The sequence below is a fragment of the Streptomyces galbus genome, assembly GCF_005280195.1.
Taxonomy (GTDB): Bacteria; Actinomycetota; Actinomycetes; order Streptomycetales; family Streptomycetaceae; genus Streptomyces; species Streptomyces galbus.
The window spans coordinates 1-12517 of sequence record NZ_SZPR01000004.1; the positions used below are offsets into that span (position 1 = coordinate 1).

Consider the following 12517-nt stretch of genomic DNA (forward strand, 5'->3'; position numbering starts at 1 on the left):
AGGTGTCGACCTTGTTGCCGTCGACGTCGACCAGGCCGATCACCGAGCCGATCGCGTCGGTGAGGTAGTAGTAGCTCCTGCCCCCGGTCGTCATGGAGCTGAGCGTGCCCCCGGGCTCTCGGTTGAAGCCCTTGTCCACACCGGCAGTTGACGTGGCCGACAGACCGAGCGGGCCGTTGTGGAAGAGCGTGTCGCCGAGCTTGATGCGTTCGCTCTGGTCGGTGGAGCCGTACTGGCCCGCGTAGATCTTGTTGTTGACCGTGATCGACGACTCCATGGATCGTTAGCTCAGCGGGACGAGTGAGTGAGGTCCCGCACCAACGTTGGTGCGGGACCTCGGCAAATCATGCGCCGTTAATTCTTGCTGCAGCGACCCGGCTCATCACACCTGCGAGACCGAATAGGACGAAGGCGGTGATCAGGGGAGCGTAAAAGGCGGAGGCCGCAGCGAACAGGCCGGCCCCGATCAACAGAGCTCCTGCGGCGGTCCACCAGCGCACTCCGTTTCCACCGTATCGGCGAAGGAGAAGTAATCCCCCTCCGATGAATACGATGCCTACACAGATCCAGAGTATCTGCAGAGCCAGGTGCATGATGTCTCCTACCAAAGAGTGAATTCGTCGCCGGTGACAGCGCCGTAAGCGCCCCCTGCCAACGTGCCCACTATCAACCCGTGCCCGCCCATCGTTGTGCCGCCGGTAAGGCAACCAGCACCGGCACCTGCGTAACCACCAGCGACTCCGACGACCGCGCCAGCGAAACAACCAACCGCAGCGCCGCCACCGCCACCAGCAGCCCCTCCCTGAACCGCGTCATGGAGCATGGGTTTGAAGTGGCACACGGCGAGGCCAAGGAGGCAGGAAGCGAGCCCCGTGGGGTCGATGCGGTTGACGGGGTCGCCTTCGGCGTACAGGTACGGGTTCTGTTCCTGGCCGGAGGGGTCGGGCTGGGTGAAGCGGCCGATGTTGGCGTCGTAGTAGCGGGCCTGGAGGTGGTAGAGGCCGGTGGGGTCCTGGTAGTTGCCGGCGAAGCGGTAGGGCTGGGCCACCGGTTCGGACGACTGGGCCAGGAGGCGGACGCCGCGGGGGCTGTAGGTGTAGGTGTCGACCTTGTTGCCGTCGACGTCCACCAGGCCGATCACCGAGCCGATCGCGTCGGTGAGGTAGTAGTACGACTTGCCCCCGGTCGCCATGGAGTTGAGCGTGCCCCCGGGCTCCCGGTTGAATCCCATGTCCACGCCCGCCGTGGTCTTGGCCGACAGGCCCAGCGGCCCGTTGTGGAAGAGCATGTCGCCGAGCTTGATGCGTTCGCTCTGGTCGGTGGAGCCGTACTGCCCGTCGTACGTTTTGCCGTTGACGGTGATCGACGACAGCTGTGAGTGGTCGGTCCACTTCTCGCCGGTGCGGATGTAGTCGTCGGTGGAGGCGGCGGCGGTCTCGTTGCCGATGGCGTCGTAGGACCAGGCACCGGTGGTGGAGGACTTGCTGGTGAGCTGCTGGGCGTCGTTGTAGGTGTAGGTGGTGCCGCGCGGGCAGCCGGGGTCGGTGCCCTGGGAGGTGAGGTTGCCGGCGAGGTCGTAGCAGTACTGCCAGGAGTCGGCGATGCTGCCGTTCTTCTCCTCCTTGGCGTAGGAGAAGCGGCCCGCCCCGTCGTAGCTGTACGTCCGCTTCAGTCCGCTGACGTTGTCGGTGGAGGTGCGGATCTTGTTGCCGTCCGTCGTGCCACCGGTGCCGTAGCCGTAGCTGTAGGCGAGGTTGACCAGCGTGCCTTGAGCCGAGGTGGTCTTGATGGTTTCGGGGCGGCTGGACTTGTCGACGGTGACCGTCTGCACGGTGCCGCCTGGGTAAGTGGTGGTGGTGCGGACGTCGTTGTTGTTGTACTTGTACGTCGTCACCCTGCCCTGCGGGTCCTTCAGCTCCTTGAGCTTGTTGACCTCGTTCCAGGTGTAGTCGGTCGTCCCGGCGGGGTCGGAGTAGTAGTCGACGTTGCCTGCCGGGGTGTAGGCGAGCAGGGTCTGCGAGCCGTCCTGGAGGGTGCGGACCGTCTCGCGCTGCAATGGGTCGAAGGCGTACTTGATGGTGCCGGTGGCGTCCGAGCGCTGGGTGAGGTTGCCGTCGCCGTCGTAGGAGTACTCCACCCGAGCCTTGTTGGTGGAGTCGACGGTCTTGATGCGGTCGCGGTTGTCGTAGGTGTAGGTGACCGTGACACCGCGGGCGTCGGTCGCCGACGTGGTGCGGCCCAGCGCGTCGTAGGTGTAGGTGGTCTTGGCCAGGGGCGTCGGCGGGGTGACGGTGTCGAGGTTGCCCTTGGCGTCGTAATGGAAGTCGGTGGTGACCGTCTTCGTGGAGGTCATCTTCGTCTTCTCGGTGCAGCGCTGGCCCTCGAAGCCGCCACACGTCACCGAGGACGGGTTGTAGGTGTAGGAGACGCTGCCGCCGCCGGTACCGGTCTGCGCCACCGACGTCGTGTTGCCGGCCGTGTCGTAGGTGAACTGCGTCTTCTCACCGTCGGGGTTGGTGGAGTCGGAGGGCACGTCGTTGCCGCCGGCGGTGGTCTGCCAGTGGTTGACCGTCTTGCCGCCGGTGGGCAGGGTGACCGTCTCGAGGTTGTTGCGGGTGTTGAAGCCGTAGTCGGTGGCGTTGCCCGGGGTGGTGCCCGAGCCCATCGCGTCGGTGGCGGTGTCGATGTTGTGGTTGGCGTCGAACTTGGTGGACCGCTTGTGGCCGAGCGCGTCGGTCACGTCGGTGACCTGGCCGTCGCCGTCGTGCTCGTACTTCGTGGCGTGCGATTCGGGGTCGGTGGCGGTGGTGGTGCCGGCCGCCGTCGCGGAGTCACTGGTGTACGCATACGTCCAGGTGGGGCCCGTGCTGCCGGAGGCGTTGAACCCCGTGGCCCGCAACATCGAGGTGACGCGGTTGGCGTCGTCGTAGGAGAAGACCGTCACCCGGCCCTCGGCGGTGGTGATCTTGTTGATGCGGCCCCAGTCGTCATAGCCGAAGGTGATCGTCTTGCCTTCGGTGTCGGTGGTGGTGGCCAGGTTGCCGCTCGCGTCCACGCCGTAGGCGGCGGTGCGGCCGGAGTTGTCCTTGGCCTGCCACAGAGTGGCGCTGACCTTGTTCAGGTCGATGAAGCGGCCGGAACGGGATTCGGTGACCTTGAACCCGCCGCCGGTGTTCTGGGTGACCGTGATCGTGCCGTGGTTGCGGTCGGTGACCTTCGTCAGTGTGCCGGCCGCGTTGTAGGTCTCCTTCGCGCCCGACTTCCACTTCGTCAGGGTGTAGGTGCCGTCCGCGTTCTTCTTCAGATCCTCGGAGTAGCCCTTCGGGGTGGCGAAGGAGCCGTCGCTGTTCTTCTTGAAACGGACCGTCGCGCCGGAGGCGCCGTAGAAGACGACCTCGGTGCTGGAGACGGACAGGTAGCGCTCGTACTGCTGCCACCAGCGCTGCGAGACGCGGCCGAACGGGGCGTCCAGCGAGTTGTAGGTGCGGGCCAGTTGCAGGCTCTGGCCGACGCCGGCGATGTCGAAGTCGGTCGCCGTCAGCATCAGGTTGCCGGTCGAGTAGTCGATCTTCGCGGTGAGCGCGTCCGTGATGGCGAAGCTCGTGTAACGGTGCCAAGGCACGTTGCCCTGACCCTCCGGCACCACGTTCAGCACCGACGCGTCCGCGGTTACGCCGGCCGGCTTCGCCGCCTTGCCGGACGCGGCGTTCTTGGCGTGCGCCCGCTGCTCACGCAGCCACGGCACGTACACCTCGTCCGTCGGATTCGTCGACGGCTCGGACTTCACCGGCCGATTGGTGCCAACCTTCACCGCCGGCATCGCGAAGCGAGGGCTGTCCTGCCCCCACGCAGAGACGGGCTTGCCGTCGGCTGCGGTCGCAGTCGCGGCTGGCAGGACGGCCGCGGCCAGCGCGGCCGCGGTCACCGCCGCCATCGTCACGGCCGAGCTCGGTCGTTTCCGGGCACGTCGAAGCGACGTGCCGGAGGCACGCGTGTGCATGCTTCCCCCCGTAGGAAGTCAGATCACGGCAACCCCAGCGGTCACCGGGCCCGCACACGTTGTCACGCAATTCGCACAAAGATCCGTGACGTTCCCACCGAACCCGTTCGCATACGGGGCGGAATCCGCCCCTCCTCTTCGTAGTCGCAATCAGAGGTAAAACATGATCAACTGGTTCGGTTCGGCTCTTCCAGGGGCTATCGGCAGGCTGCAAGACCTGAAGCGAACGGCCGAAAACCTAAGAGCCCTTATCTGCCATCCGACCAGATCAGGAGGGCGGGTGCTCGCGCTGCGGGTCAGGCCGGCCGGTGTAGCCGAGCGCGGTGGCGGCCTGCGCAGCCGTGATGCCGCGCTGCTCCATGACGTCGGCCATCCGCTCCGCACGGCACTGCGTCAGTGCGGCGTTGCGGTGCACGTCCAGGAGTTGCGCGACGCACGCCGGGAGAAGGTCGCGCGGGACCTGGTCCCCGGCCCGCCGGGCGGCCGGTGCCGCCGCCGGGACGGGAACGCGGCGCGGGGATGTAGCCGCGCACGACGTGGCGGGGCCAGTGCTCGATTCCGCCGACGAGCACGATGTGCTCGCTGGGCCGGGGTCTTCTTGCGGCGGTCCCATGCGTGCAGGGGAATGTCGCTCAGTGCGGCAGCCTCCTGACGGTCCAGCAGGTCCTCGTCGTCGTCAACCGTGGGCAGCGCCGGGACGGGGCGTCCGGCGAGTAGGCGTCGACCTGTTCGCCGTCGTAGAGCCGGGTGCGGCCCGCGCTCAGCGGCGCGGGGAAACCTTCGGCCTGCAGGCGGCGTGAACTGAGCAGGGTCGGCACGGTGATGCCCTGCTGCGCGGCGATGTCGGCGAGGGTGCGCACCAGGTGCCAGCGTCCGGCGAGGATCATTGTGGTCCTCCCAATCCGGCGAACACCGGAGGTCGAGAAAGCGGCAGCGCTGCTCGCTGCCGTCAGGGCGTCAGCAGGTGCTAGCTACAGGTCGAATTCCAGCTGCTCGATGTCGGTGAACTCCACGTCCCTTGAGTGGGCTGACCTACGCTCGCACGGAGAGACCGGTCGGCCCTTGCGCAGGTCCTCCGGCTTGGCGGGTTCACTCCGCTCGCCCGGAGAGGACCACAGCATCCTCGTGGCCCTGGACGATGGCCGCGGTTCACCTCCGCTCGCGCGGAGACAAGGATCACGGGGAGCAACCTCCCCTACGCAACGCGATCAGACGGAAGAATCCAGCGTGGGTTGCGAGCACCTGTATTCACGGGGCGTTCCGCTGCTCACTCCCCGTTGCACGATCAAGCGCCTCCATGTGACAACTTCGACAAACATGCTCCTGTCATTGATGGGTACACGCAAAGGCTTGCCGTCGCGAGCAGTCGGTTCCGAGCGGGGCTTTCGGACATGGTTTCGAGACCGCTCTGCGGCGCCCGGGGCCTCCCACGTGCGGTGACGGCGCGGACGTGCCCTGCGTGGCGGGCGTGACGATGGCCCGATGTTGAACTTGCAAGCAACATCACGGCTCCCTAGCGTGGGTCATCCCTCGGTACAGCACGCCCCCCACCGGCCCGTCTCCTGTGACCGGCCGACCGTCCTCACCGAAGGAGCCCCCGCATGACCGGACGCCTCAACAGCGCCCAGCCCTATGTCGTCGGCCTGTTCCGCATCGTCGTCGGCCTGCTCTTCGCCTGCCACGGCGCCGCCTCGCTCTTCGGCGTCCTCGGCGGTGCCGTCGGCACGCACGGCGGCACGCTCGACGCCGGCACCTGGCCCGGCTGGTACGCGGCCCTCATCCAACTGGTCTGCGGCTCCCTCGTGCTGCTCGGCCTCGGCACCCGCCCGGCCGCGCTGCTGGCCTCGGGCTCCATGGCGTACGCCTACTTCGACGTGCACCAGCGCGGCGCCCTGTGGCCCATCGAGAACGGCGGCGAGCCGTCGGCGATGTTCTGCTGGGCCTTCCTGCTGCTGGTGTTCACCGGCTCCGGCGCGTTCGGCCTGGACCGGCTGGTCGCCCGGCGGGCGGTGCGCGAACCCGCGCCGGCGGCCCCGGAGACCACGGAGGCCGCGGTGCCCGCCTGACGACGCGGCGGCCCCACCCGGTGAGGATGCCGTGTCCGACACACGAGGCCCCCGTGAACCTCCTGTCACAGCGCGGGCGTACGCTGTATGGCTGTCACTGGCCGCCCCTGCCGCTCCCTCGCGACACCGCGGCATGTGAGGCCGTACGGGGGAGTCACGGGGAGTCGTCGTGTGGGAAAGTGTGGGGTCGCTGACCGGCAGCCCATGGATCTACGGGCTGATCGCCCTGTCCGTGCTCCTCGACGTCTTCCTGCCGCTGCTGCCCAGCGGAGTCCTGGTGATCACGGCGGCCACGGCCGCGGCGGCGGGGTCCGCCGCCGGGGCCGGAGCCGGGCACGTCGTGCCGAACGACGTGCCCGACGTGCTGGCGATCATCCTGTGCGCCACGACCGCGTCCGTGGCGGGCGACCTGGTCGCCTACCGGCTGGCGTGGCGGGGCGGTGAGCGCCTGGACCGGGCCATCGCCCGCTCCCGCCGGCTCACCACCGCGCAGGAACGTCTCGGCCAGGCGCTGGCGCGGGGCGGCGGGCCGCTGATGGTCCTGGCCCGGTTCGCCCCCGCCGGGCGCTCCGTCGTCTCCCTCATCGCGGGCGCGGCACACCGCCGGGCCCGCGACTTCGTTCCCTGGTCGGTCCTCGCGGGACTGTCCTGGGCGGCGTACAGCGTGGCGCTGGGCTACCTCGGCGCGCACTGGCTCGGGGCGACCTGGCTGGCGACGGGCGTCTCGGTGGTGGCCCTGTTCGCCGCGGGCGGCCTGGCCGCGTTCCTGGTGCGGCGCAGCCCGGCGGCCTGAACGCGCGGGCACCGCGCCCGCCGCCGGAGGTGAACGGTTCGGGCGTCAGGCACGCCGGGCCGGAACCCCCCGCACTTCCAGGTCCCCGAGCAGCTCGGCGGTCGCGTCGGCGACCGCCTGGACCGCGCGGTCGAACGCCTCGCGGTTGTGGGCGGCCGGGGCGCGGAAGCCGGAGACCTTGCGGACGTACTGGAGGGCGGCGGCGCGGATGTCCTCCTCCGTGGCCTCCTCGGGCAGGGCGGGCGGACGGAGCGTCTTGATGCTGCGGCACATGACCCCAGTCTGGCCCGGTCCGGGACGCGGCGACAGCCCGGCTGGCATGATCGTCGGCGGCGGCCACCCGGCAGAGGGGGCCGACCGACGAGAGGAAACCTCATGACGAACGACGAAGCGACCGTGGCCGTCCTCGGCCCCGGCGGCGTCGGCGGACTGCTCGCCGCGCTGCTGGCCCGGGCCGGACACCGGGTGATCTGCCTGGCCGGGCCGGAGACGGCCGGGACGCTGCGCACCGACGGCATCCGGGTGCGCAGCGCGCGGTTCGGCGCGTTCACGGCCCGCGTGGAGGCGGACACGGTGCTGCGGGCCGCACCCGACGCCGTACTGATCGCGGTCAAGCACACCGCGCTGGAGGCCTCCCTGGAGCGCATCCCCTCCCCCGCCCTGGGCGACGCCGTCCTCGTGCCGTTCCTCAACGGCGTCGAGCACCCCGCGCTGCTGCGCGCCCACCACCGCCCCGACCGGGTCGCCCCGGCCGTGATCCGGGTCGAGTCCACCCGCGTCGCCCCGGGCGTCGTCGAGCACACCAGCCCCTTCGCGGAGGTCGACCTGACCGGCGACCCGGTGCCGCGGCCCCGCCTCGACGCGCTCGCCTCCCTGCTCGCGGCGGCCGGCCCCACCACCCGGGTGCTGCCCGACGAGAAGGCCGCGCTGTGGGCGAAGATGGCCTTCCTCGCCCCCTTCGCCCTGCTCACCACGCGCTACGGCCTGCCCCTGGGCGAGGTCCGCGCCCGCCACCGCGACGAGCTGACCGCCCTGGTGACGGAGACGGCCGCCGTCAGCACCGCCGACGGCGCCCCGGCCGACCCGGCCGCGGCCCTCGCCCGCTACGACGGCTTCCCGGCCGCCATGAAGTCGTCCATGCAGCGCGACGCCGAGGCGGGCCGCGCCCTCGAACTGGACGCGATCGGCGGCGCGTTGCTGCGTGCGGCACGACGACACGGGGTCCCGGTACCGGTGGCCGAACGGGTGGTGGCGGAACTCGGGGAGCGCGCGGGGGCGTGACGCCGGGGCCGGCGGGCCTGCGCGGACACCCCTCAGGGTTCGTCCGGGCGCAGGTCCAGGCACCAGTCGTTGGACGTCAGCCAGTGGCCCTTCGGGTACTCGAAGTCGATCTGGCCGAGCAGGGTGAAGCCGGCCCGGCGGCACACGGAGTTGGACGCGGGGTGGTCCACGCTCGGGTAGGCGTGCAGGAAGCGGTGGCCGCCGGCCTCCCGGACCGCCTCCACCAGGGCGCGGGCCGCCACCGCGGCCAAACCGCGCCCCTGGAACTCGGGCAGTACGCCCCAGCCCGTCTCCCACACGGTGCCGTCCTGCCCCTCGTGCTCCCAGTAGCCGATCGAGCCGACCGTCTCGCCGGTGCCGTCGAGCACGACGCGGTACATCCGGCCCGCGTCGAGCGCCAGGTACCGCCGGTGCCGGTCGGCCAGCTTCTCCGGGGACTCCGGTCCGCCCAGGTGCGCCGTCATCTCCGGGGTGTTGGCCCGCTCCAGCAGCCAGAAGTCCCCCGGCGCCCAGGGCTCCAGCCGTACCCGTTCCCCACCGCTGTGCTCCATGGCACCCACCGTAGGCGAGAGGTCCGACAACCGGCCGCGGACGGGGGACGCTCCGCCCGCCACCCGATCGCATGAACCACCGCAAGGAACTCGCGACCCAAATTCGAACAGGCGTAGCATTAGCGCGTGGCTACGACCTATGACTTTCCGAGCGACCTGCGCGCCGGTCAGGAGGAGCTGCATCAGGTCAGGGCCGAGCTGTCGGCCCTGCTGAAGCGGCTGCCCTGGTCGGTGGAGCCCCTGGACGGGTTCAGCGACGACGGCGGCTGGCGGAAGGTGGAGCGCCCCGCCTCCCCGGGCTGGACGGCCGACGAACAGGCCGAGGTGGAGAAGCTCCGCCGCCGCGAGCACGAGCTGGCGGTGTTCGTGACCTGCCACCGCTTCTGGCAGGAGGTCGCGGCCGGGGACCGGGTGGACGCCCGTACGCAGCTCAAGCACGTCCATGAGCTCCATGAGGCCGATGAGGTCCCCGGAGGCGAGCCCGGCGGGGGCGCGTGACGGTCCTGCGCCCCCGCCTCCGGCCGTCCTGCCCCGCCCCGGGTCGGGTGCCGGCCCCGGTCCCGGCGCGGCGGCCGGCTGTCAGTCGAGCACGATCTCGGGCGCGTACATGTCCAGCCACATCGCCAGGTCGAGGGTGCGCTCCAGGCCGCGCCGCTCGGCCTGCGTGCTGACCGGTTCGGCCCGCTCGGCCAGCCCGCGCACCCGGTCGCGGTCGACCAGGTCGAAGACCCGGTGGGAGGGGCGGGCCAGCAGCTCCTTGACGTGGTCCTGGAGGGCGGCGGCGTACTTCGGGTCCTGCGTGGACGGGTACGGGCTCTTGACCCGGTCGTAGACGGACCGCGGCAGCAGGTCCGCGGTGGCCTCGCGCAACAGGCTCTTCTCGCGGCCGTCGAAGGACTTCAGCGCCCACGGCGCGTTGTAGACGTACTCGACGAGCCGGTGGTCGCAGAACGGCACCCGCACCTCCAGGCCGACGGCCATGCTGGCGCGGTCCTTGCGGTCGAGCAGGACCCGCACGAAGCGGGTCAGGTGCAGGTGGCTGATCCGCCGCATCCGGTACTCGAAGTCGCTCTCGCCGCTGAGGCGTTCGATGCCGGCCACCGCCGTGCGGTAGCCGTCGGCGACGTACCCGGTCAGGTCGAGGGAGGCCAGCAGGTCCGGGCGCAGGACCTCGGTGTCCTCCCCGAAGTGGCGGCCCATGCTGACCAGCCAGGGGAAGGCGTCGGCGCGGCGGGCCTCCTCGTCGAAGAACTGCAGGTACCCGCCGAACACCTCGTCGGCGGACTCGCCGGACAGGGCCACGGTGGAGTGCTCGCGGATGGCGCGGAAGAGCAGGTACAGCGAGGCGTCCATGTCGCCGAAGCCCGCGGGCAGGTCACGCGCCCGGATCACCTTGGCCCGCACCTCCGGGTCGGCGAGCGCCTGTGCGTCGAGCACGATGTCCTGGTGGTCGGTGCGCGCGCTGCGGGCCACGTCGTGCACGAAGGGCGTGTCCGGGGTGCCGCGCAGTTCGTCGGCGACGAAGTGGTCGGCCTGGCCGACGAAGTCGACGGCGAAGCTGCGCACCTTCTCGCCGTGCTCGGCGAGCTGCCGCGCGGCCAGCGCGGTCATGGCGGAGGAGTCGAGGCCGCCGGAGAGCAGGGTGCAGCGGGGCACGTCGGCGACGAGCTGGCGGCGCACGATGTCGTCGAGCAGGCCGCGCACGGTGGCGATGGTGGTGGCCCGGTCGTCGGTGTGCGGGCGGGTCTCCAGGCGCCAGTAGGCGTGCGTGCGCAGGCCGCCGCGGTCGACGGTGACGACGGTGCCCGGCTCGACCTCGCGCATGCCGTCCCAGACCGCGTGCCCCGGGGTCTTGATCATGGTGAACAGCTCGCGCAGCCCGTCCGGGCGCACCCGCGCCCGGGCGAGCGGGTTGGCGAGGATCGCCTTGGGCTCGGAGCCGAACAGCACACCGTCGGCGGTCGGCCGGAAGTAGAAGGGCTTGATGCCCATGCGGTCGCGGACCATCACGAGCTTGTCGTGCCGGGCGTCCCAGAGGGCGAACGCGTACATGCCGTTGAGGCGTCCGGCGAGCGCCTCGCCCCATTCGAGGTAGCCGCGCAGCACGACCTCGGTGTCGGAGTCGGTGGCGAACCGGTGCCCGCGGCCGGTGAGTTCGCGGCGCAGCTCGGTGAAGTTGTAGGTCTCGCCGGAGTAGACCAGCGCGACGGTCCCCTCGGGGGTCTCGGCGGTCATCGGCTGGCGTCCGCCGGGCAGGTCGATGATCGCGAGCCTGCGGTGGCCCAGTGCGGCCGGGCCCTGCGTCCAGGTGCCGGTGTCGTCGGGGCCCCGGCAGGCCATCGTGTCGGTCATGGCGTCCAACGAGGCGCGCTCCGCGCCGAGGTCACGGTCGAACGAGACCCAGCCGGTGATGCCGCACATGTCCTGCCCTCCTGTTTCCGGGTGGTGAACTCCCCGCGCGAGCGAGGTTGCTCGGGCGAACCAGTTGTATGAGCCACCTACATGTCGACAGTGCGCCACCGCACGGGGACCGGTCAACGCGGACGCACCCGGGGCCGGCTCGCCACCCCCGCGTTTTCGGCCGCTCTTTACATCCCCCAGACCCTGGCGGCGGCCCGGCCGCGGCGTGCGGTCGTATGCAATCGGCCATCGACAAAGTCTTCGGAAAAAGGGAACGGCCCCCCGGGAAGTTCCGGGGGGCCGTCGCCTGTGTCCTGAGGGTGGGCCTCGCGGGCCGGTGGGCGCGGACGGTTTCGAACCGCCGACATCCTGCTTGTAAGGCAGGCGCTCTACCCCTGAGCTACGCGCCCAGGACGAGTCGACAGCCTACATGGCCCGGGCCGGTGGACCGCAAACCCGTACCGGCGTCCGTGGGCGGCCGGTAGCGGCCCCTTCCGGGGGTTTCCCCCACCCCCGGTCCGGGAGGCCGCCGGATCGTCCCGCGGGCCCGGGATCCCTAGCGTCTGAGACAGACCGGCGGACCGGCGGACCGGCAGGCCGGCAGACACCCGCAGGACCCAGGGGGGACCCACCATGACCCGCACCCGTTTCACGCCCGGCCGCGCCGGCCGCGCCGTCCTCGCCCTCGGCGCCGCCGCGGTGCTGATGGCCACGGCCACCGCCTGCGGGGCCGACGCGGACGACGACCGGCAGCCCGAGCACCGCGCCTTCCCGCTGCACGGCCGCACCCTCACCGTCGACTCCGACGACTCCTCGCTGGAGATCGTGGCCGCCGACGCGCACCCGGCCGGGCGGGTGGAGGTCACCCGCTGGTTCCAGGGGTCCGTCCTGGTCGGCAGCGACCCGAAGGTGACCTGGTCGATGAAGGACGACCGGCTGACGCTGCGCCTGCACTGCTCGGGCGTGGTCGCCGACTGCGCGGCCCGGCACCGCGTGGAGGTGCCCCGCGGGGTGGCCGTACGGGTCGTGGACGGCGACGGCAGCGTACGGGCGCGGGGGTTCCGGGACGCGCTGAGCGTCCGCACCGGGGACGGCTCGGTGCGGGTCACGGACACCACCGGCCCGCTGGAGCTGCGCAGCGGCGACGGCTCGCTGCGTGCCGAGGTCGGCTCCCGCCGGGTCAGCGCCCGCAGCGGCGACGGCTCGGTCCACCTGGAGCTGAGCGCCGTACCGGACCGGGTCGAGTCCACGGCGGGCGACGGCTCGGTGACGCTGGTGCTGCCCCGCGCGACCTACAAGGTGACCGCGTCCAGCGCGGACGGCGGGGTCGACGTGTCCGTGCCGCGCGACGACGCCGCCCGCGCGCACGTGGTGTCCGCCCGTACCGGCGACGGACACATCACGGTGCGCAGCGCGAACTGACCGG

General features: G+C 71.1%; 11 protein-coding genes, 1 tRNA gene and 1 pseudogene. 5 read left to right on the forward strand and 8 right to left on the reverse strand.

Annotated features, from left to right (window positions below; translation table 11 throughout):
• From E4U92_RS02730 to E4U92_RS02740, 4 genes and pseudogenes are all read right to left on the reverse strand, one after another.
• Positions 1–280: pseudogene (locus E4U92_RS02730) on the reverse strand (hypothetical protein); the annotation flags it as partial.
• A 321-nt stretch (positions 281–601) separates the two neighbouring features.
• A complete protein-coding gene (locus E4U92_RS02735; RefSeq protein ID WP_137298621.1) occupies positions 602–3934 on the reverse strand; it encodes an RHS repeat-associated core domain-containing protein in 3333 nt (1110 codons plus the stop codon).
• Positions 3935–4268: 334 nt separating this feature from the next.
• A complete protein-coding gene (locus E4U92_RS35775) occupies positions 4269–4415 on the reverse strand; it encodes a hypothetical protein (protein ID WP_168725019.1) in 147 nt (48 codons plus the stop codon).
• A 217-nt stretch (positions 4416–4632) separates the two neighbouring features.
• The gene (locus tag E4U92_RS02740) at positions 4633–4887 is read right to left on the reverse strand and encodes a hypothetical protein (protein ID WP_137298622.1); all 255 of its coding nucleotides are present in this window, start codon (positions 4885–4887) and stop codon (positions 4633–4635) included.
• A gap of 714 nt (positions 4888–5601) precedes the next feature.
• Between E4U92_RS02740 and E4U92_RS02745 the strand changes: the two genes are divergently transcribed.
• Positions 5602–6066, forward strand: coding sequence for a DoxX family protein (locus tag E4U92_RS02745; protein WP_137298623.1), 465 nt, complete (start codon positions 5602–5604; stop codon positions 6064–6066).
• 169 nt (positions 6067–6235) lie between these two features.
• Positions 6236–6859, forward strand: a complete 624-nt coding sequence (locus E4U92_RS02750; RefSeq protein ID WP_137298624.1) for a DedA family protein — start codon at positions 6236–6238, stop codon at positions 6857–6859.
• 45 nt (positions 6860–6904) lie between these two features.
• On the opposite strand, the gene E4U92_RS02755 is transcribed toward E4U92_RS02750, so the two are convergent.
• Complete coding sequence (locus tag E4U92_RS02755; RefSeq protein ID WP_137298625.1) at positions 6905–7132, reverse strand: DUF2277 domain-containing protein; 228 nt, start codon at positions 7130–7132, stop codon at positions 6905–6907.
• 102 nt (positions 7133–7234) lie between these two features.
• Between E4U92_RS02755 and E4U92_RS02760 the strand changes: the two genes are divergently transcribed.
• The gene (locus E4U92_RS02760; RefSeq protein ID WP_137298626.1) at positions 7235–8140 is read left to right on the forward strand and encodes a ketopantoate reductase family protein; all 906 of its coding nucleotides are present in this window, start codon (positions 7235–7237) and stop codon (positions 8138–8140) included.
• A 32-nt stretch (positions 8141–8172) separates the two neighbouring features.
• Here E4U92_RS02760 and E4U92_RS02765 read toward each other — a convergent pair whose 3' ends face one another.
• Positions 8173–8691, reverse strand: coding sequence for a GNAT family N-acetyltransferase (locus E4U92_RS02765; protein ID WP_229862248.1), 519 nt, complete (start codon positions 8689–8691; stop codon positions 8173–8175).
• A 126-nt stretch (positions 8692–8817) separates the two neighbouring features.
• Here E4U92_RS02765 and E4U92_RS02770 point away from each other — a divergent pair, with 126 nt between their 5' ends.
• Complete coding sequence (locus E4U92_RS02770; protein ID WP_137298628.1) at positions 8818–9189, forward strand: hypothetical protein; 372 nt, start codon at positions 8818–8820, stop codon at positions 9187–9189.
• 81 nt (positions 9190–9270) lie between these two features.
• Here E4U92_RS02770 and asnB read toward each other — a convergent pair whose 3' ends face one another.
• Both asnB and E4U92_RS02780 read right to left on the reverse strand, forming a co-directional pair.
• The gene (gene asnB, locus E4U92_RS02775) at positions 9271–11112 is read right to left on the reverse strand and encodes an asparagine synthase (glutamine-hydrolyzing) (RefSeq protein ID WP_137298629.1); all 1842 of its coding nucleotides are present in this window, start codon (positions 11110–11112) and stop codon (positions 9271–9273) included.
• 317 nt (positions 11113–11429) lie between these two features.
• Positions 11430–11501, reverse strand: a tRNA-Val gene (locus E4U92_RS02780).
• A gap of 223 nt (positions 11502–11724) precedes the next feature.
• Here E4U92_RS02780 and E4U92_RS02785 point away from each other — a divergent pair.
• Entirely contained in the window at positions 11725–12513 is a 789-nt protein-coding gene (locus tag E4U92_RS02785; protein WP_137298630.1) for a DUF4097 family beta strand repeat-containing protein, read from the forward strand.
• The last annotated feature ends 4 nt before the right edge of the window (positions 12514–12517 follow it).